Raw genomic sequence first — 20,269 nt, 5'->3', positions numbered from 1 at the left:
CGTACGATTTTTCTTGTCGGTGCGCGTAAACTTATTTTTCAATGGTATCCCTCCCCGGTCCTGACTTTCCCGCGAAAAACGTAATAGCTCCAGAAGGTGTAGACCAGAATTATCGGGATGATCGCCAGGCTACCGGCCAGCATAAACGCCTGGCTACTCTCTGGTGATGCTGCCTGATATAGCGTGACCGACGGCGGGATGATGTAAGGCCAGATGCTAATACCGAGCCCGGAAAACCCCAGGAAAATGAGCATTAGCGTCAATAAGAAGGGTAAGTAGTGCGATCCACGGCGAATGGAGCGGATTACTCCCCATGAGCAGATCAATACCAGCACAGGGACAGGTAAAAACCAGAACAGGTTTGGCAGACTGAACCATCGCGTGGCTATGAGTGGATGCGCCAGCGGCGTCCAGAGGCTAACAATCCCCATCACCCCAAGTAACGCCATGACTAAAGGTAGCGTGAGCCAGGCCATTTTCAGCTGTAATTGCCCTTCTGTTTTCATCACCAGCCAGGTACTGCCCAATAGCGCATAGGCTATGACGAGCCCCAGGCCGCAAAACAGCGCAAACGGATCCAGCCAGATGAGCTCAGACCCTGCATAAGCACGATGATTTACAGGCAAACCATTAATCAGGCAGCCAACCACTACGCCCTGTGAGAAAGTGGCAATAACAGAACCAGAGATAAATGCTTTATCCCAGAAAGGACGATGGGCGATCGTAGCCTTAAACCGAAATTCAAATGCTACGCCGCGGAAGATTAAACCGATAAGCATCAGTGTTAAGGGGGCGGCCAGCGCATCGGTGATGACGGCGTAGGCCAGCGGAAACGCGCCATACAGACCGGCACCGCCCATCACCAGCCAGGTTTCGTTGCCATCCCATACCGGCGCTACCGTGTTGACCATTACATCACGCTCTTTGGCATCCTGACTGAACGGGAAGATGATCCCAATGCCAAGATCGAATCCGTCCATAACGATATACATCAGTATGGAGAAGATGATGATGCCAAACCAGATAAGCGAAAGATCAATCATGACAGGCTCCTTCTTGCTGGCTGCTCGCAGATAGGGGTCGCGCCGGGGTGCGTAGCTGGCCTGGCCCTCCTTCCTCCAGATGCTGACCTTCGCCGCTAACGGGACCCTTTTTGATAAGTCGCATCATATAGATATAACCCACGCCAAACACCGCACTGTAAACCACGATAAACGCAAGCAAACTAAAACTCATATGTAAGCTGCCGTGGGCCGATACCGCGTCCCGGGTGCGCTGGACGCCATAAACGGTCCAGGGTTGCCGCCCTATCTCGGTGGTGAACCATCCTGCCAGGATCGCAATCAGCCCTGAAGGCCCCATTAACATCACAAACCAGAGGAAAGGCCGGGACGAGTAGAGGTTTTTGCGATATCGCAGCCAGAGGCTTAATACACCTTGGGCAATCATTAACAGCCCCAGACCCACCATGATGCGAAATGACCAGAACACCACAGTGGCATTTGGCCGGTCAGCAGGCGGGAAGCTTTTTAAGGCGGGAATTTGTTTGTTCAGGCTATGAGTGAGGATCACGCTACCGAGATAAGGTATTTCAAGAGCATATTTGGTGCGCTCCTGCGCCATATCCGGAATGCCAAACAGAATGAGCGGTGTGGCTTCACCGGGGCTATTCTCCCAGTGTCCTTCAATCGCGGCAATTTTCGCAGGCTGGTGTTCCAGCGTATTCAGCCCATGTCCATCGCCCAAAAAAGCCTGGACGGGCGCAACGATGACCGCCATCCACAGCGCCATTGAGAACATCTTTCGGATCGCTAGCGTATCCTGACCTTTGAGAAGATGCCACGCGCCGGATGCCCCAACGAAAAAGGCGCTCGCCAGGAAGGCCGCAGTGGTCATATGTGCTAAACGCCACGGGAATGAGGGGTTGAAAACAATCTTCAGCCAGTCCTGAGGCATTACCACGCCGTTCTCAATAATGTACCCCTGCGGCGTGTGCATCCAGCTGTTGGAAGCAAGGATCCAGAAGGTCGAAATTAATGTGCCCAACGCCACCATGCAGGTGGCAAAAAAATGCAAACCTGGCCCGACTTTATTACGGCCAAACAACATAACGCCCAGGAAACCCGCTTCGAGGAAAAAGGCCGTTAAGACTTCATAGGTGAGTAAAGGCCCGGTAATACTGCCGGCGAACTGAGAGAATCCGCTCCAGTTGGTGCCAAACTGATAGGCCATGACCAGCCCGGAGACCACGCCCATACCGAAGTTAACGGCAAAAACTTTGGACCAGAAATGATAAAGATCCAGATATACCGTCGCGCGTTTCTTCAACCACAGAGCTTCCAGCACCACCAGGTAGCTGGCAAGACCAATGGTTATCGCCGGAAAGATAATATGAAACGAAACCGTGAAGGCAAACTGGATCCTTGCCAGATGAAAAGCATCTAATTCGAACATACGCACTCCTTTTTATGGGCGCGGCGAGCGGTCCGCCAGGTTTCGCCCATAGCATCATCGCAGCGTGCACTGCGGTAATATCCAGATAACAGTAGGGAGAGGATGGCGACGCTAGATATCCAGCGCGACCAGAAAACGCGAAACCATGTTATAAGCGGCAACGGTGGCGACAGCCTCTACCGTTTTGGTTTCACCAAAGAGGGCTTTCAATGACTCGATCACCTGAATATCGACATCCACCTTTTTGGTTGATTGATCGGTTAAGGTAATTAGCGTCCACTCGCGTTCATCAAACAGGCTGCGTTCCGGCTCGGTTTGTTTCAGCGCCTGAGCCTTTGCTTCCGATCCTCCCGCCTTTAGATAAACCGGGTAGTGCACGCCCCACTCAAATTCAGCGCCATTAAGTACCGCAACGCGAAGCATAATCAACTCAAGATAGATCAGCTCGAGACTAAAATCGGCCCGAACTCGTCCCAGTAAGGCATTCCAGCCGGTTGCCAATGGGAAGCTTTTCAATAATACCCTGTCGATGCCAATTAATTCGCCACCGGGGCGGCGGGCCTGCATAGCAGCCAGTAATTCAGCCGGAACGGGATCGTTATCCTGCCACGGTGTAACACGTACTTTGCTCATAATTATTCTCGCAGATGAATGTATTAACCTGAAAATCAATCAATAACGGTAGTTAGCAACGTATCAAAGTCGCTTTTTGGTCTGGCGCCTGAAAACTCCATGACGGATTCACCACGCACAAAAATCTTAAAGAAGGGAATAGAACGAATACCGTGCTTAGCCGCCAGCTCCGGCTGCTCATCAATATTGACTTTAAATACCGCCAGCTTTCCGGCGTTTTCACGAGCCAGAGCATCAATTACAGGTGCAACCGAGCGGCAAGGCTGGCACCATGGCGCCCAAAAATCGACTAATACTGGAACAGAAGCGTCTAAAACTTCAGCAGAAAATTCAGCTGTTGATAGCTCGCGGATGGACATGACCTTCTCCTTTCAACCTGCGTATCTATTGCTTACTGTGGATTTAGCTATGGTCCAGAGTGAGAACCATGCGGAATTTGGCCTGACCGCTGCGCATTTTTTCAAAGGCTTCCTGCGCCTGAGCCAGAGGCCGCGTCTCAATCATGGCTCGTACACCTGTCAGCAGGCTGAACTTCAGAGCCTTTTCTAACTCAATGGCCGTACCGGTAATAGCGCCCCTGACCGTTAATTCTCGCCCAATCATTGCACCCGGCATCAGCGTCAAAGGCTCCTTGCCTACGCCGACGATCATTAACCGCCCCTGCGGCACCAGCGCGGGTAACAACGCCGATACGGCAGAACTATCCGTTATGGTCGACAAGATCACGTCCGCGCCGCCAAGCGCTTTGATTGCTTCCACGGCATCTTGATTATGTGTGTCGACGTAGTGGTGCGCGCCAAGCGCCATAACCTCGTCCGCGATATCGTCACCTCTGCCCACAGCGACAACACGAAATCCCATTCTCCGGGCATACTGTACGGCCAGATGACCTAACCCCCCATTCCCTGGATCACGACAGTATCTCCAGCCTGAGCATGCGATTTTTTAAGGGCGTTAAAGGTCGCTATACCGGCGCAAAGCAGCGGTGCGGCTTCTACGGATGACAGATCGTCCGGGATGGCGACCAGCCCCGTGGTCCGCGCCAGCATATATTCGGCATACCCCCCGTCACGTGTGCTGCCGGTGACCGGCTGGTTTTGGCAGAGGTTAAAGTGCCCAAGACGGCACTGTTCGCAGGCGTTGCAATGTCCGCCTAAACGCCCTACACCGACACGCAGGCCTGGCTTCAGCCATGCGGGCAACGGATCGGATATTTTGCAGAGCGTTCCAACCACTTCATGGCCCGGAACGCGTGGGTATTCAACGCCCTTTTCCAGACCATCGATAGCCCCGGCGTCCGCCCCACAGATACCACAGGCATCGACTTTGATGAGCACTTCCCCCGGCCCTGGCTCGGGGAGATCTTTCTCCACCATTTCAAGTAGACCCGGACGTGTAACCTGGATGGCCTTATAGGTTTCTTTCATACCTTATCTCTCGTTTAAGATTCGTTGAACGCCTTCGGCAGCGGCATCAATCGCGCCAGCAAGATAGCCCGGAAATGCGGTCGATCATTCACTGGCGATTCCCGTTACTGCGTGTCGCCAGAGCCCATCATCCACCAGGGCTGGCGGTACGGAATGGCCCGCCTGCAAAGACAGATCATGCGATGTTGCGGTAAAAGGATCAGCCGCCCAGTCTTTGATGAATTCAGCGCAGGGATATGCTGCGTCGGGGCCATACAGTCGCGTCAGTTGCGCCCTGCACTGCTCGAGTAAGACGGTATCTCCCATAGCTCGGCGCGCGTTATACGGTAGCCCGATGAAACCAAACAGGGCGGACATCCCATCCGGCTCAGAAACATCGTGGATCTCCACCATGGGTCCGACGCTGCTTCGTGCCTCACCGGATAGGCCCTTTTGTTTCCAGAAATCGCGGGAATAGAGCGCGGCATATTTGGCATGCGGCGCTATCCAGGTGCCAGTATTACGCCACGCCTGTAGCAAGGGTTCAGGCAGTGCGGGAGCAAATGCGATCCGGGCTGCCAGCATCGGAGGCAATGCCAGCAGGATGTGTTGGGCGTGCAGGATCACAGCCTGTTCATCTGCATTGTGTCCACGAACAGTCAGCGTTCCGTTATTTTTTTCAATCTGCGTTACTTGCACATCCATGACGACACATTCAGGATTGAGAAGCGCCAACAGCGTATCAGTAAGTTTTGACATTCCCCCACGCACACGAGCCGCCGCGGGTGAAGAGATAAATGCCGGATGACGCGAAGGGGTATCCATTGTCCGCTCAATCAGCATGTCACCCGTTTCCTGATGGAAAAAAATCTCAATGTTCAGTTCAGCAAGTAGCCTGGAGAGCGCGGGCTGGATCCCCGGCCAGAGCCACGTAGCCCCAAGGTCTGTACATGAATTAGCAGCCGCCAGGACTCGGCCACCTGCGCGGCTGCGCGCTTCGAGTAGAACGTAATCAATCCCGGCCCGCTGCAGCAGCCAGGCCGCATAGAGCCCGCTGAGCCCCGCCCCAATAATCGCAACCTGGGTCTTTACCATCATTGAGGTTCCTGCATAGCGGCGAGATGGCCCTTTTTCAGGTACAGAAGGGTGTTATCTTTTTCGGCAATAAACGCCAGCCGCTGCCCGGCAGGAATGCGGATCCAGCTTCCTTCGACATGAATACTGTTGCCTTCAATCAGGCCGCCCTGTAAGAGCAACAGTTCTGCTCCACCCGGCAGAGACGGCTCAACCAGAAGCGAGCCGGATGCCATGCGCATAAGGCAGACGCTCTCACAGGCATCTTCAAACAGTGAGCAGGTCGAAATACCCTCTCCCTTCTGCCAGTTTGCCCCATCGCGGGTATCGATACGCAGCGCACGATTTTCACCTTTGCTCATCTGGCCGAGTTTAACGAACAGCAGCGTACCGTTGACGCTGTGGGGCTGATGGGAAGAGCCCGGTGGATTGCGTAGATACCAGCCTGCGGGATAATCCCGTTCCCCTTCTGAAAACCGCCCGTCCAGCACCAGAATCTCTTCACCACCCGGATGAACGTGATATGGGAAATAGGTCTGAGGCAAATAACGAACAAGGCTGGTTGCACGCGCCTGCTCCTCGCCGATGCGATCCAGCATCACACGATCAACCCCTCCCTGCGGGGAGTGAACCCAGTGGTAATCGTCTGTGGCAACGGTAACGCGCCGGGTAAAATCGTGATTAATCATCATGCGGCGTTCCTGCAAAGATGAAGCGGCTTCGAGGCGAAACCGCTGTATGAGAGTTACTTCGGTAATGAATCAAAAGCATCAAGCGCGCGGCTGGAGTAAACAAGCGCAGCCCCGGTGTTGAGCGTAATAGCAACACCCAGTGCCTCGGCAATCTCTTCGCGTGTGGCGCCGTGTTTGGCGGCAGCTTCAGCATGTACCGACAGGCAACCGTCACAGCGCGTGGTAACGGCAACAGCCAACGCAATAAGCTCGTGGGTTTTGGCATCCAGGTGACCTGTAGCCGCCGCACCGTTTTGCATTTTATCGATGCCCTGCATCACATCGGGTTGCAGACCTGCAAATTTCCCGATAGCAGCACGTATCTCTTTACGCATTTCAGTCCAGTTTAAAAACATGAGAACCCCTTTCTAAAGCATTCAGGCAACGGTATAGATGCGTACTTCTGGGGCACTGTTCAGATAAGACTTCAGGGCTTCAACCACATCCGCAGTGAATAGCTGAGATCCGAGGTATGCTTCGGCCTGTTCGACCGTCTCAAAGCCATGCAATACCTGCACATCTTCTGCACGTACCAGCAGCTCTTTAGAGACTGCGCCATCGATTGTTGAGAGGAAAGGTGCTTTGTATTTTTGGTAAACCGCAGCTGCAGCAGCTCTGTTTTGTTCACTGATATCCAGGGTGATCTGCAAGTAAGCCATTGTTAACTCCTTCTTTCGTTTGCCGTTGAAGCCAAAAAAGTGCTTCAGGTTCCGCTTCGATACGGTGTCATCTGTTTTCTAAACACAAAGAATATCTTTGCGCATAAAATCATCATCAAGTTTGAGGATTTAAAAAATTTGTTTTGTAACCCTCACTGCTTCTGCATTATGTTTAGTGAAGGGCTCATGAACAAATGAGATAATCTTGGCTTTTAAAAAAGGTTTTCTATCAGATATGAAGGTACCCGTTCATCTCAATGCGCTACGTGCTTTTGAAGCCAGCGCACGGCATCAGAGCTTTTCGCTTGCGGCAGAAGAGTTAAATGTCACCCCGGCGGCTGTGGGTCAGCTGGTACGCTCCCTTGAAGAAGTTGTTGGATTTCCACTGTTTCATCGAAGCAATAACCGGCGAGCCGCCCTTCTGTTGACAGAACTCGCGCAACGGGCGTTACCGGATATTCGCGCCGGGTTTCAAAGCCTCAATCTGGGTATGACGCTGCTTCGCGAAGGGGCTACCAACGGTATTCTTAACGTCACTATCAGTCCTGCCTTTGCCGCCAAGTGGTTGCTGCCGCGTATAGAAGATTTTCAGCAACGCTGGCCGGATATCGATGTGCGTCTGGAAACCAGCCTGAAGCTGCTGGATTTTACCGCGCAGGGTATGGACGTCGGTATTCGCTACGGTCTGGGACACTGGGAAGGATTGCAGGCAGAGCTATTGATGTCGGAAGAGGTTTTCCCGGTTTGTGCCCCCTCTTTGATGGCAGTAAACCCGGCGATTAACTGCCTGACGGGCGTCACGGAACAAACGCTTATTCACGATCTGTCGATGGAGCAGCATAAAGACTTCATTACCTGGGATAGATGGTTACGCCGTTTCAACGTTCAGGCTATCGCCCGTAAACCAGGCCTGCGGATCAACAGTTCCGCTGCGGTGCTACAGGCCGCGGTTGAGGGCCATGGTATAGCACTGGCGCGCAGCATTATGGTCGATGAAGATCTCAAAAGCGGACGTCTGGTCCGGTTGTGCCCGGAGGTTTCCCTCGCCAGCCCGCTAGCCTATTACCTTGTGCATCGGCCTGGTTGCGACAGCCTGCCGAAAATCGCCTATTTTCGTGAGTGGATGATTGAGCAAGCTCAGGCATTTAATAATGCGGTAAATCACGGCAATCTCTCCAGGAAAATCGAACCACTGTAAATTCAGAAGGTCCTCACAATTACCTGGTTTTCGCCAGGTCCATCACATTATAAATAAAACTCATACCTGTGTTTGGTTTTTTGAACCAGACACGCCAGGTCGCCTGCCTTAAGTTGTATGCGAACGTTCATCACATAACACAAACAGAACATTCATACCGCCTGCTTAAGGAAGTCACCCTATGAATCGCACAAACATCGTTGATGTAAAGGCGTGGATCGATGCCCGACCCATATCTCGTTTTCAGTGGCATGTCCTGCTCCTTTGCTTTCTTATCATTATGCTTGATGGTTATGACGCCGCTGTCATGGGCTTTATCGCTCCTGCGTTAATTGAAGACTGGGGCATTAGTCGCACTCAGCTTGGCCCGATACTGGGTGCGGCCATGTTCGGCGTCGCTGTCGGCGCTTTGGTCGCAGGACCGTTATCGGATCGTTATGGTCGCAAGCGGATCCTGCTCTGGTCAGTTGCTCTGTTTGCCCTTTTCAGCCTGGCTGCTGCTGCTGCGCAGAGTCCGCTACAAATGGCCATGATGCGCTTTCTCACCGGGTTAGGTTTAGGGGCTGTCATGCCAAACTGCGTAACGCTCGTTGCGGAGTACATGCCTGAACGCCGTAAGGGCCTGATGATTACCCTGATGTACAGCGGATTTAATGTCGGCTCTGGTCTGGGGGGATTTATTGCCGCAGGTCTGCTTTCGCACTACAGCTGGCATTCGGCGCTGATTTTCGGAGGTGTGCTGCCACTGGTTCTGCTGCCCATAATGATCCTCATGCTGCCAGAGTCGGCTATGAGCATGGTAGCCCGCCGAGTGCCAACAGTAAAAATTGCGCACGTGCTGAATCGTCTGGGTGGAAACTTCAATGAAAATAATAGGTTCACATTAAATACACCGCAGATGTCGCGCAGCAGTAAGGTTATCCAACTGTTTCGTCATGGATACGCCAGGGGTACAGTTGCGTTGTGGGTGACCTATTTTATGGGGCTGTTTGTCATTTACCTGCTTAATGGCTGGCTACCCACTATTCTGCGCTCCGGGGGACTCTCACTGCAGCAGGCTGCGATCATCACCGGTCTGTTCCAGCTGGGGGGGCCACTCGGCGGTATTATCGTCGGCTATTGATGGATCGCACTGCCGCGAAAAAAGTCATAGCCCTTACCTACTTCCTTGGTTGCCTGTGTCTTTTAACGCAAGGACTGATGGATTTCGGCTCCGTGGCGCTGGCGGTGCTGATTTTCATTAGCGGGATGTGTATTAATGGGGCACAAAATGGTCTTCAGGCCTATTCCCCTGCCTATTACCAAACGGAAATTCGCGCCACGGGTGTAAGCTGGATGCACGGCATCGGCCGCACGGGAGCGATTCTGAGCTCCACGCTTGGCGGCGTCATCATGCTGGCCGTCCCGGGGCACTCGTCCATTTTTCTGGTACTCGCACTGCCGGCATGTCTGGCTGGTATCGCGATTTTGCTGCACCGTATGAACCGAAAAGAGCCTCGTGCAACAGAGGCAGAACTGAGCGCACTGTCGCAAACCTTGCATAACCGATAACTGGAGTTTACCTATGGCCCGAATACTTGGCGGTATTGCCGTCTCACATACGCCGACGATTGGCTTCGCGGTTGATCACCACAAACAACAGGATCCGGCATGGTCCCCTATTTTCCAAAGCTTTGAGCCGCTTCAGCGCTGGCTTGATGAGAAAAAGCCCGACGCACTGGTTTATATCTTTAACGATCATGTCACCGCATTTTTCTTTGATCACTATTCCGCGTTTACTCTGGGAATCGATAAAGAGTATGGCGTAGCAGACGAAGGCGGCGGCCCGCGCGATCTGCCGCCGGTAAAAGGCGATGCGGCACTCTCGCGGCACATTGGTGCGAGCCTGATGGCCGACGAGTTTGATATGTCGTTCTTTATGAATAAAAAACTGGACCACGGATTGTTTTCCCCCCTGTCGGCACTTCTGCCCTGGCAGCAAGAAGAGGGATGGCCAACCTGCGTGATCCCGCTGCAGATCGGCGTACTGCAATTCCCTGTGCCGAGCGCTAAGCGATGCTATAAGCTGGGCCAGGCATTACGTCGCGCCATCGAAAGCTATCCGGAAGATATTGACGTGGCAATTGTTGCCACCGGCGGACTGTCGCATCAGGTACACGGGGAACGTTGTGGATTCAATAATACCGACTGGGATGCACAATTTGTCGACATGCTTGTTAACGACCCGGAAAAACTGACCGAAATGACCATCAGTGAATATGCGACGCTAGGGGGGATGGAAGGTTCAGAGGTTATTATGTGGCTGGTGATGCGTGGCGCCCTTTCGGCCAATGTCACTGAAACCTGGCGTGATTACTACCTGCCCTCTATGACCGGCATTGCGACGCTTATTCTGGAAAATAACGCCCGCACGCCGCCTGTGGACACCCTAATCCGCCACCGCCAGCATATCGCGCAGCAACTGACGGGTGTTGATAACCTGCCGGGAACGTATCCCTTTACGCATGAGCGAAGCCTGAATGGCCTGCGGCTAAACGGCTTCCTGCATAAACTCACGCAACCTGCCTGGCGCGAGCGCTTCCTGAGCACGCCGCAGGCACTGTATGAGGAGGCCGAACTGAGCCTGGAGGAACAACGTTTGCTGACCGAACGTGACTGGCGCGGTTTGATCCGGTACGGCGCGAGTTTTTTCCTGCTGGAGAAAATGGGCGCGGTGGTTGGCGTATCGAATCTGCATATTTACGCCGCCATGCGCGGTCAAACGCTGGAGGAGTTTCAAAAAACGCGAAACCAGCAGGTCACCTATTCTGTCGCGGGTACCCGTTAGCCTTTCGCCACGTGGTTATGAATAAAAGTGAGCAAGGCTTGCGTAGCGGGTGACGGTAGGCTCCCTTCCCTAAAGGTCAGCCCGATACGGCGTGTCGTATCGGGCAGGCGAACAGGCAAAATGGTGAGCAGCCCGTTCTCAATTTCATAGCGCATTTGGCTTGTTGATACCGCCGCCAGCATGTCGGAGTGAAGCAGCAGGCCACGAACCATCGCCGCATCACCGGTTTCAACACAGGGCTGCGGCAAAGGCAGCCCTGATAAAAGAAAGGCATTGTCAAGCAAATGCCGCGCTGGGGCATTAGAGCGAGGGAGCACCCACTGTGCCTGCGCCAGCTTGCTCCTGGGATCAGGATCGTGCAGCAATGGATGGTTATTACGCGCCAGGATCAGCATATCTTCTTCAAAGAGCGCTTCGCATGTCAGGTCGGGGAGATCCTCATCCTGACGCAGGGCGCCAATAATAAAATCAATATTGCCCGCGCGCATGTCCGACACCAGGGACTCATACGGGCTCTCGTTTGTCATTATTGTGATGTTCGGATGGCGCGCCAGGAAACTGGCGATCGCGCCGGGTAGCAACTGCGTTCGGCTGAGCGGCAGTGCACCTATACGCACGCTTCCCTCCAGCACGCCACGCCGGGCGGCGAGATCGCTCCAGATATTATCCAGTTCGTTCAGTGACCGACTGATGTGGGGATAAAGCATGTCAGCCGCAGTTGTCGGGCGAACCCCTTCCGGCGTTCGGCGAAACAGCGCCGCGTCTGCCCCTTTCTCCAGAATTTTAAGTGCTGCGCTGATTGCCGGTTGCGTAACCCCGAGCTGGGTAGCGACGGTCTGGGTATGATTGACATGGTACAGTTGAATAAAAATTTCTAGCCGACGGGTATGAAATAGCCAGCCAGCATCCGGCAGCGCGGTAGCGTTGGTGCGCACCCTCAACTTTTGCATCAGGGCGGGCACGGCCTGCAAATCCTCTACCGCCCGCCTGGCGCGCGGTAATATACACTTGCCGTACTCTGTAAGCACCATACCGCTATAGTGACGCTCGAAAAGAATAACGTTCAGCGAGGCTTCAAGATCGCGTATTGCACGCGTAATGGCGGACTGCGTACGAAATAAATCATCGGCAGCACGCGAAACACTCCCCCTTAAAGCCACCTGACAGAAAAAGCGCAGCTGCATAATATTTATAGAATTGCTTCGTGTTTTTCTCTGCATTATTTACCCAGTGTCACGTAAAGGAACTAATAACAACATAAATAAAAATCATAGCCTTCACAAGTTAACGAATTACCCTCCCGCAACGGGGCATGACAAGCTGATAAAAAACAACAGAGGAAGTCATCATGTCCCAACCGATTCGTGAAAAAAGTGCCCTTGTCGTCAGTGCCCACTCCGCTGATTTCGTCTGGCGTGCAGGTGGCGCGATAGCCCTGCACGTTGAGCAGGGCTATCAGGTGCATATAGTGTGCCTGTCATTCGGCGAGCGAGGAGAGTCCGCTAAACTGTGGCGCAAAGGCAATATGACTGAGGAAACGGTAAAGCATCATCGCCGGGAAGAAGCCCAGGCTGCCGCCGACATTCTGGGTGCCAGCGTGGAGTTTTTTGATATTGGCGACTATCCGCTGCGTGCCGACAAAGAGACGCTGTTCCGCCTGGCGGATGTTTATCGTCGCGTGCAGCCGCACTTTGTCCTGACCCACTCCATGCAGGATCCCTATAACTACGATCATCCGATGGCGTCGAACCTGGCGCAGGAAGCCCGCATTATTGCCCAGGCAGAAGGATACCGTCCTGGCGAACCTGTTGTGCAGGCGCCGCCAGTCTACTGTTTTGAACCACATCAACCTGAGCAGTGCAGTTGGAAGCCGGACGTTCTGCTGGACATTACACGCGTCTGGGAGAAAAAGTATCAGGCAATCCAGTGCATGCAGGGTCAGGAGCATTTGTGGGAATACTATACCCGCGTGGCGCTTCAGCGGGGCGTGCAGGCTAAACGCAATATTGGCATCACCGCTGCGCGAGATATCGTGCATGCCGAAGGTTTTCAGAGCATCTTCCCTCGCGTGACGGAGAACCTTGCATGAATCTCCTTAATCGTAAAGGCATTGTCGTCCGCTCCCTTCCCCGCCACGACAATATCGCCCTTCGTCAGCTCACCGCAGCGGGGGTAGCCACACTTCATGAAGCTTACGACCGACAGGGGCTTATGGCACCGCACATCAGGCCCATTCAACAAGGCATATGCCGCGCCGGAAACGCGGTCACAGTGTTGGTCACGCCCGGCGATAACTGGATGTTCCACGTTGCCGTCGAGCAGTGCCGTCCGGGCGACATCCTCGTGGTGGCGCCCACCTCCCCCTGCGGGGATGGCTTTTTTGGCGATCTGCTGGCCACGTCGTTACAGTCGCGCGGCGTCGTGGGCCTGGTGGGTGATATCGGTATCCGTGATTCACATACCCTCCGCGATATGGGCTTTGCCGTCTGGTCCCGGCAGGTTTACGCCCAGGGCACGGTGAAAGAGACGTTGGGCTCGGTTAACGTCCCGATTATCTGTGCTGGCCAGTTGGTCACGCCAGGAGATGTGGTTGTGGCCGATGATGACGGCGTTGTGGTTATCCCGCACTCCCTTGTCCCCGAGGTGCTGGCAAAAGCCGAAACCCGAATGGCGACCGAAGAGGCGAAACGAGAGCGTATGGGAAGCGGCGAACTGGGGCTGGATATCTACGCGATGCGCCCGCGTCTCGCTGAGAAAGGGCTGCGTTATTACGACCGCGCGGAAGATGTGGAGAGTTAAGATGGCACAACGCAGAATACCCTGCCTGTTGATGCGCGGCGGCACCTCTAAGGCGGCCTGCTTCCTCGCGGACGATTTACCCGTGGATCCCGCAAGTCGTGACGCGGTGCTGCTGGCGACGATGGGCTCACCGGATACGCGTCAAATCGACGGCATTGGCGGAGCCGATCCGCTCACCAGCAAGGTGGCAATAATTCGCCGCTCGGCTCGGCCAGATGCCGATATCGATTACCTTTTTGCCCAGGTGAACGTCGATCGTGCCGTGGTCGATTACGGTCAGAACTGCGGGAACATTCTTGCGGTCGTCGGGCCTTTTGCCATTGAACGCGGACTGGTTGACTGTGTTGCCCCCCTTACCCGGGTGCGCATCTTTATGGAAAACACCGGCCAGATTGCGGTTGCTGAAGTGCCCTGTAATACAGGAGGCGTGGAGTATGCGGGGGATACCCGCATTGACGGCGTGCCCGGTACGGCCAGCAAAATTGTACTCAATTTCCTCGACGTGGCGGGTTCAAGCTGCGGCGCGCTGCTCCCCACCGGCCAGGCAAGCGATCGCTTCGACGGCATCGAGGTAACCTGTATCGATAACGGCATGCCCGTTGTGCTGATCCGCGCCAGCGACCTGGGGCGCACCGGGTATGAGACCCGCGAGCAACTCGACGCTGACGATGAACTGAAGCAGCGGCTGGAGACGATTCGACTGCAGGCCGGGCCGCGCATGAACCTGGGCGATGTGACACAGCGTACGGTGCCCAAAATGACGCTGATTGCCAGGCCGCGCGCCGGAGGGGCTATCAGTAGTCGGACCTTCATTCCGCACCGATGCCATGCCTCGATTGGCGTGTTTGGCGCGGTGAGCGTCGCCAGCGCCTGTCTTATTCCCGGCTCGGTGGCGCAAGCGCTGGCAAGTCTTGAGCGTACGCCAGAGTTAAGCGTTGAACACCCAACCGGTGAATTCAGCGTGGCGCTCCGGCTTGATGATAATGGGCAGTTGGCAGGCTGCGGTCTGCTGCGTACGGCGCGACTTCTGTTCGCGGGCGACGTTTGCATTCCGGCCGACGTGTGGCCGCGTAAGGAGCTGTTATGACGACAATAACGTTTATAGGTTATGGTGAAGCAGGTGGCATTCTTGCGGATGCACTGGCAAAAGTGAACCCAGTCACCGTCTGGGATTGCAAGCTGCAAGGTCCTGAGCGCGATGCGATGATAACGAAGGCGCATCGGGGAGGCGTGCGGGCGGCAATCTCCCTGGCTGACGCGTTGACAGGTGCCGAACTCATATTTTCCACCGTCACCGCGGGATCCGCCCTGGATGTCGCCTCACAAGCTGCACCGCTGATGACCGACACGCAGTATTTTCTTGACCTTAACTCCGTCGCCCCGCAGACCAAGCGTCAGGCTGCCAAATGCTTTAAGCCCGGCGCTTATGTCGATGTAGCGGTGATGGCGCCGGTCCCCCCAGGGGCACTCCGAACGCCGCTGTTGACGGGGGGACCACAGGCAGAGGCAATTGCTGAATTACTCACCACGCTTGGATGTAACGCCCGCTATGGTGGTAACCACGTTGGCAGCGTGTCGGCTATCAAGATGTGCCGCAGCGTGATGATTAAAGGGCTGGAAGCGCTTACCGCCGAATGCCTGTTCGCCGCCGGCCATTACGGTGTTGAGGAGCAGGTGCTGGCATCGCTCCACGCCAGCTTCCCCTCATTGGGCTGGAACGACGCCCTGCCCGACTATCTGATAAGCCGCGTAGCTGAGCATGGCATCCGGCGCAGCGAAGAGATGGAAGAAGTGGTCAAAACCCTTCGCGATGCAGCGGAAGATAGTGTGATGAGTCAGGCGACGGCGATAGCCCAACGCCACCTGCCCGATCGTATGGCCGCGCGAGGAATTACCTATGCGCAGCTTGAGCCGTTTAACTGGAAAGCGCTGACAGCGTTGCTTAAAGACCACATTTAAACACAGCGAACAATGTGTCAGGAAGATAGCGGGATTTGTTCAGTGCAGAGATAAATTATGGAGATTCGTCTGCAATAAAGCTCAGAGTACGTTAATACTTATTACTGCTTTATTTACAACATGTAGAGGATGTTTATGAAAACTTTACTCCATGCAATAAAGATAAAGACAGATCCAGAACGCGTATGGCATGCACTGACCGATATCGCTGCCTGGCATGAAGGTACTGTGCAAGGTGCAATCGCAGTTGGCAAATCGCTCATTCTCAGTCCAAAGGACGATCTATGTTTTGTTTGGGAAACGGAGCAACTTGTATCCCCTTCACTAATTGCACAGATTTGTACCGAAGGCCCCGGGCATTCAGTAGGAAAACGTCTTCAATTTATTCTTAGCGCGCTTAGCGATGGCAGGACGTTAGTCGAGCTCGCTGATGGCCAATGGGAAGACAGCGATCCGCATTTGCCGCTCTGCAACACTTATTGGGGCGCGGTGTTATACCGCCTGAAGGTCTATACCTGAGTGAAAGTATGCCCGTCTTAGTTCCACGCACTTTTTTGAGAGTCCGGGTTAATCCAGTAACTTCATTTCCAGAGCCCGACTCATGGCTTGCGTACGACTACTGACTTTGAGCTTGGCGTAGATGTTCTTGATGTGCCATTTCACCGTCTCAGTAGAGATAGTCAAGGAGCGAGCGATTTCTTTGTTCATCTGACCGTCAGCAATGAGCTGCAATATCTGCAGCTCTCGCTCACTGAGATCCAGGTTGACATCAAGGTTTTCATGCTGAATCCGCTTGCCTTCAGACTGGCTTCCTTTGCCGGGCCAAAGAGCATCCCCTTCGCTGGCTGCCGAGGTTTCGCGTACACGGACAAGCAGAGGCTGCAATGTCTCGCCAGCATCAAGAAAAATTCGTTTGAGATGCTGTTGTGCCGCTAATTGCTGGGCGGGCTGCAATGCAGCCACGGCAGCCGCGTTTTCGCCACTATTGCACAAGGATAATGACCATAGCGTACGAAGACGCGCTGCGGATAGCCGGTCGCCCCGACGCTCCTGCTCAGTCACGAGTTCACCCAGTAAAAGGCTGGCTTGTGGGGCCTGGCCTGACGCCAGAAGAAGGCGGCTGCGGCTGACGATTGCATACTGAGCTATTGCGCGTTGACAAGGATTTTCGGCATCAATTGTGGCACGGGCCGCCAGTTGTTCAAGTTGCCGTTGCAGCTGCTCTGCGCCTGGATAATTCGCGCGCTGCAGGCGCACCCTCGCCTGCTCTGCTAACAATAAAGCCTGCGGCCGTTGCCATCCGCGAGACACCGCTAGTCGCTGCGCGTGTTCCAGCAGCCGTTCTGCCTCATGCGGCATATCGTCATTCAAGGCCTGACGCGCAAGATAGGTATAGCAGCGACTTAGGGCGTCGGGCGGACCAAACCGATCGATGAATTCGAGTCTATCTGCTAACAGCGTATTTAAGGAGTCCAGGTTCTTACGCTCGTAAGCCATTTCCGCCAGCAGCGGCGCAAGCGTCGCGCCGCTGGTCGACTGGGGGCCGGTATAACGCTCAGCCTGGCGCAAGGCATTCTCTGCATGCCCCCAGGCGTTCTCCAGGTCCCCCTGACCAAGATGGCACTGAGCAATGATAAAAGCGCGATAAACCGAGACAAACAGATTGTCTAATGGACTTTCCGGGCAAGGCATATGCCGCTGAACCTCAAGAGCGTCGGTATAGCGCTGATTAACCACGTGGCAGTAGCTCAGAATATTGCAAATGAGACCATCGACCCATGTGTCTCCGCAGGGCACTTTAGCCAGCAACGGCTCCACAATCGCCAGGCTTTCCGGGATTTTCTCGGCAAAAGCTTCGCAAATTGCGCGCACGACACGTAATTTGAGCCAGGCGTTGGGGGCTATATCATCACGATGATTAACGACCATTTGGTCAAGATTATCCAGCAACTGCCTCGATTCATCGAAGCGGAAATAGTGCGCCAGCGCCCAGGCCAGATTGATTTGCAGGTCAATGCGCGAAGGGTCAGTACTCGCAGGTAAGTGACGCATCCAGGAAACCAGGGTGTCTATATCCCCTTCTTCCGCCAGTGACTGCGCGCCCGCGCCATCCTGCCCGGGGTTATGGATCGGCTTGCCCGCTGCAAGTGCGTGGCGTACCGCCTCGGACCACAATCTCTGTTCAACAAACCAATGACTGGCTAATTCATGTAAATGCTTGAGGTTGATATCGTTGTTCTGCTGCAATATCGTTCGCAGGGTTTCCTGCAAAAGAGGATGGTAGCGAAACCAGCAGCCTTGTTCGTCCAGGGCTGACAAAAAAAGATTGTGCCGCTCAATCCATGCCAGTATCGCTTCACTATCATCACGCCCAGTAACCCTATTACATAACCCGGCATTTAAACGATTAAGAAACGATGTTTTGACAAGAAAATCAAAAAATTCCGCTGGCAATGGGTCAAGTACCACCTCTTTCAGATAACGGGCGATGGCGCGGGTTCCACCACGGATATTGCGCAGCAGATGTTCTGGATCATTGAGCAATTCTGGGGACAACGAAGCGATTTTCATGCCGGCGATCCACCCCTCTGTCGCGGAAAGCAGCCGCTGTACATGCTGATTACTGAGTGGTACGTCAATCGTCTGGCTGAAATAGTTTCTGGTTTCTTCGAGCGTGAATTGCAGGTCTCGATCGTAGATCTCCACCAATTGGTCCTGCGCCTGAAGCAGGCTCAGGGACAAACTGGGGTGGAAACGGCTGCCAATGATCAGATGCAAGGCGGCAGGAGCATGCTTGAGCAAATATCCCAGGGCTTCATATACGCCGGCATCATTAATCATATGGAAGTCATCAACGATCAAATACAGATCGTGCGGACAGTAATGCAGTTGGTTAATCAACCCGGCCAGCAGCTGTTGCGAGCTGGAGGTCGTCTGTTCTTCTATGTTGCGCCAAAAGTCGGCGTCCCAATCGCCATAGAGCGGCCGCAATGCTTGCAGCAGATAAGGAATGAACTGCCATACGCCATCATCATCCTCATCGAGGCTAAGCCAGGCAACGCGTTCGCCCTGGGCAATCATGTGCTGATACCACTGCGCCAACAGCGTGGTTTTGCCAAATCCAGCGCCCGCGCAAACCACGCCCAGACGGCGTTGCTGCATGCGATCGAGGAGTAAAAGAAGCCGTGAGCGCTGTAGCAGCCGAATCGAAGAGCGTGGCGGGACGAATTTGGTCAGGATTAGCGGCAAATCTCTGGTCAGCCGCAGTGGTCCGGAGACCAGTGAAGTTGCCTGACGACTTTTAACATCCGATGGCTTCATCCGTGGTTATCTACCCGTATTCTTTTTTTATCAATTGTACGCCAGAGCCCGGGACGACATGGAACCGCCCCTCTCGATAGATACATAAAATTTATAAAGTTTGACCTCAAGCATGTAAACCCCCTCCTACCCCCCCATGAAGGTGGCTTCGCACCTCCTCGTCGCACTCGTAGATTCATTGCATCGGCGTGGTTAAGGGGCTTCCAGCCTGCCCGCCTGACGACCTTTACTGAGGAGAATTAAGTGATGCTTAACAAACAGGCTTTACTCCAGGCTTACCGTAAGATGCGCGAAATCCGGACGTTTGAGGAGCGTTTGCATCAGGAAAACACCAGCGGTGATATTCCGGGCTTCATTCACCTTTATACCGGTGAGGAAGCCATTGCGGTGGGGGTCTGCGAAAATCTGACTAACGCTGATTTCATTGGGTCCACGCACCGTGGACATGGCCACTGTATTGCCAAAGGCTGCGATATTCACGGCATGATGGCTGAAATATTCGGTAAGGACAGCGGATTATGCCGGGGCAAGGGGGGCTCAATGCATATTGCCGATCTGTCGAAAGGTATGCTGGGTGCGAACGCTATCGTGGGTGGCGCCCCTCCGTTAGCCATCGGCGCTGCGCTGACGGCCAAAACCCTTAAGACCGGTAACGTTGGGGTCTCTTTTACCGGTGACGGCGGTTCTAACCAGGGCCTGGTATTTGAAGCCATCAACATGGCAGTCGTGCTGCAACTCCCTGCCATCTTTATTTTCGAGAACAACGGTTATGGCGAAGGAACGGGCCATGACTACGCCGTCGGTGGTCGTGATATCGCCGGGCGCGCCGCGGGCTTCGGTTTACCGGCAGTGACGGTTGATGGCACCGATTTCTTTGCCGTTTACGATGCCACCGCAGAGGCAGTCAAGCGCGCCCGAGAAGGTGGAGGCCCAAGCGTGATTGAGGCCAAAGCTTTCCGCTGGCACGGTCACTTTGAGGGCGATCCGGCGCTTTACCGTGCTGAGGGCGAAGTTCAACGTCTGCGCGAACAACATGATCCGCTGAAGATTTTCACCGCCAGGGTCAAACAACACATCTCCCTTGAGGAACTGGCGGCGATCGACGCGGAGGTTGAAGCACTTGTCGATGATGCTGTATTCAAAGCCCGCGCTGCTGCCTACCCGGCACCGGAAGACCTGCTTACAGACGTTTACGTCTCATACTGAGG

Annotated in this window: 18 protein-coding genes and 2 pseudogenes; 9 read left to right on the top strand and 11 right to left on the bottom strand. The window is 54.3% G+C overall.

Annotation, left to right across the window (positions count from 1 at the left end; translation table 11 throughout):
• Positions 1–38: 38 nt before the first annotated feature.
• The 9 genes and pseudogenes from cydB to BWI76_RS14215 form a co-directional block, all read right to left on the bottom strand.
• Positions 39–1,043 carry a cytochrome d ubiquinol oxidase subunit II gene (cydB, locus tag BWI76_RS14255; RefSeq protein WP_004137097.1) on the bottom strand — a complete coding sequence of 335 codons (1,005 nt, stop codon included), beginning with the start codon at positions 1,041–1,043 and terminating at the stop codon, positions 39–41.
• Positions 1,036–2,454 carry a cytochrome ubiquinol oxidase subunit I gene (locus tag BWI76_RS14250; RefSeq protein WP_004137099.1) on the bottom strand — a complete coding sequence of 473 codons (1,419 nt, stop codon included), beginning with the start codon at positions 2,452–2,454 and terminating at the stop codon, positions 1,036–1,038. The genes cydB and BWI76_RS14250 overlap by 8 nt, the downstream gene beginning before the upstream one ends.
• A gap of 111 nt (positions 2,455–2,565) precedes the next feature.
• The gene (locus tag BWI76_RS14245) at positions 2,566–3,087 is read right to left on the bottom strand and encodes a carboxymuconolactone decarboxylase family protein (protein ID WP_004137101.1); all 522 of its coding nucleotides are present in this window, start codon (positions 3,085–3,087) and stop codon (positions 2,566–2,568) included.
• A 35-nt stretch (positions 3,088–3,122) separates the two neighbouring features.
• Positions 3,123–3,446, bottom strand: coding sequence for a thioredoxin (gene trxA / locus BWI76_RS14240; protein WP_004137102.1), 324 nt, complete (start codon positions 3,444–3,446; stop codon positions 3,123–3,125).
• Positions 3,447–3,489: 43 nt separating this feature from the next.
• A pseudogene (locus tag BWI76_RS28695) lies at positions 3,490–4,514 on the bottom strand (alcohol dehydrogenase).
• 84 nt (positions 4,515–4,598) lie between these two features.
• Entirely contained in the window at positions 4,599–5,591 is a 993-nt protein-coding gene (locus BWI76_RS14230) for a flavin monoamine oxidase family protein (RefSeq protein WP_319804318.1), read from the bottom strand.
• Complete coding sequence (locus BWI76_RS14225; RefSeq protein WP_004137104.1) at positions 5,588–6,259, bottom strand: cupin domain-containing protein; 672 nt, start codon at positions 6,257–6,259, stop codon at positions 5,588–5,590. The genes BWI76_RS14230 and BWI76_RS14225 overlap by 4 nt, the downstream gene beginning before the upstream one ends.
• 53 nt (positions 6,260–6,312) lie before the next feature.
• On the bottom strand, positions 6,313–6,654 hold the full coding sequence (locus BWI76_RS14220) for a carboxymuconolactone decarboxylase family protein (RefSeq protein WP_004137105.1): 342 nt from the start codon (positions 6,652–6,654) through the stop codon (positions 6,313–6,315).
• A gap of 21 nt (positions 6,655–6,675) precedes the next feature.
• On the bottom strand, positions 6,676–6,957 hold the full coding sequence (locus BWI76_RS14215; protein ID WP_004137106.1) for a hypothetical protein: 282 nt from the start codon (positions 6,955–6,957) through the stop codon (positions 6,676–6,678).
• 235 nt (positions 6,958–7,192) lie between these two features.
• Here BWI76_RS14215 and gcvA point away from each other — a divergent pair, with 235 nt between their 5' ends.
• The 3 genes and pseudogenes from gcvA to BWI76_RS14200 all read left to right on the top strand — a co-directional run bounded on the left by gcvA (position 7,193) and on the right by BWI76_RS14200 (position 10,982).
• Positions 7,193–8,155, top strand: coding sequence for a transcriptional regulator GcvA (gene gcvA, locus BWI76_RS14210; RefSeq protein ID WP_064371835.1), 963 nt, complete (start codon positions 7,193–7,195; stop codon positions 8,153–8,155).
• A gap of 181 nt (positions 8,156–8,336) precedes the next feature.
• Positions 8,337–9,706 (top strand): annotated as a pseudogene (locus BWI76_RS14205) (MFS transporter).
• Positions 9,707–9,719: 13 nt separating this feature from the next.
• Positions 9,720–10,982 (top strand): gallate dioxygenase, encoded by a 1,263-nt coding sequence (locus BWI76_RS14200; protein ID WP_004137111.1) that lies wholly within the window; start codon positions 9,720–9,722, stop codon positions 10,980–10,982.
• On the opposite strand, the gene BWI76_RS14195 is transcribed toward BWI76_RS14200, so the two are convergent.
• The gene (locus BWI76_RS14195; protein ID WP_064371763.1) at positions 10,979–12,202 is read right to left on the bottom strand and encodes a LysR substrate-binding domain-containing protein; all 1,224 of its coding nucleotides are present in this window, start codon (positions 12,200–12,202) and stop codon (positions 10,979–10,981) included. The two genes, BWI76_RS14200 and BWI76_RS14195, sit on opposite strands and share 4 nt — an antisense overlap.
• Positions 12,203–12,330: 128 nt before the next feature.
• Between BWI76_RS14195 and galB the strand changes: the two genes are divergently transcribed.
• From galB to BWI76_RS14170, 5 genes are all read left to right on the top strand, one after another.
• Positions 12,331–13,071, top strand: coding sequence for a 4-oxalmesaconate hydratase (galB, locus tag BWI76_RS14190; RefSeq protein ID WP_004137116.1), 741 nt, complete (start codon positions 12,331–12,333; stop codon positions 13,069–13,071).
• Complete coding sequence (locus BWI76_RS14185; RefSeq protein ID WP_004137119.1) at positions 13,068–13,781, top strand: 4-carboxy-4-hydroxy-2-oxoadipate aldolase/oxaloacetate decarboxylase; 714 nt, start codon at positions 13,068–13,070, stop codon at positions 13,779–13,781. Before galB ends, BWI76_RS14185 begins: the two co-directional genes overlap by 4 nt.
• Position 13,782: 1 nt before the next feature.
• On the top strand, positions 13,783–14,868 hold the full coding sequence (locus BWI76_RS14180; protein ID WP_004137121.1) for a 4-oxalomesaconate tautomerase: 1,086 nt from the start codon (positions 13,783–13,785) through the stop codon (positions 14,866–14,868).
• Complete coding sequence (locus tag BWI76_RS14175) at positions 14,865–15,740, top strand: NAD(P)-dependent oxidoreductase (protein ID WP_004137124.1); 876 nt, start codon at positions 14,865–14,867, stop codon at positions 15,738–15,740. Before BWI76_RS14180 ends, BWI76_RS14175 begins: the two co-directional genes overlap by 4 nt.
• Before the next feature lie 135 nt (positions 15,741–15,875).
• Entirely contained in the window at positions 15,876–16,259 is a 384-nt protein-coding gene (locus BWI76_RS14170; protein ID WP_004137126.1) for a hypothetical protein, read from the top strand.
• A gap of 48 nt (positions 16,260–16,307) precedes the next feature.
• On the opposite strand, the gene BWI76_RS14165 is transcribed toward BWI76_RS14170, so the two are convergent.
• The gene (locus tag BWI76_RS14165) at positions 16,308–19,061 is read right to left on the bottom strand and encodes a LuxR C-terminal-related transcriptional regulator (protein WP_004137128.1); all 2,754 of its coding nucleotides are present in this window, start codon (positions 19,059–19,061) and stop codon (positions 16,308–16,310) included.
• 246 nt (positions 19,062–19,307) lie between these two features.
• Here BWI76_RS14165 and BWI76_RS14160 point away from each other — a divergent pair, with 246 nt between their 5' ends.
• Positions 19,308–20,267, top strand: coding sequence for a thiamine pyrophosphate-dependent dehydrogenase E1 component subunit alpha (locus tag BWI76_RS14160; protein WP_004137130.1), 960 nt, complete (start codon positions 19,308–19,310; stop codon positions 20,265–20,267).
• Positions 20,268–20,269: the final 2 nt, after the last annotated feature.

The organism is Klebsiella sp. M5al (assembly GCF_002090195.1).
GTDB classification, from domain to species: Bacteria; Pseudomonadota; Gammaproteobacteria; order Enterobacterales; family Enterobacteriaceae; genus Klebsiella; species Klebsiella grimontii.
The sequence above is the reverse complement of the archived record's forward strand: the minus strand, read 5'-3'. Positions and strand labels throughout refer to the sequence as shown.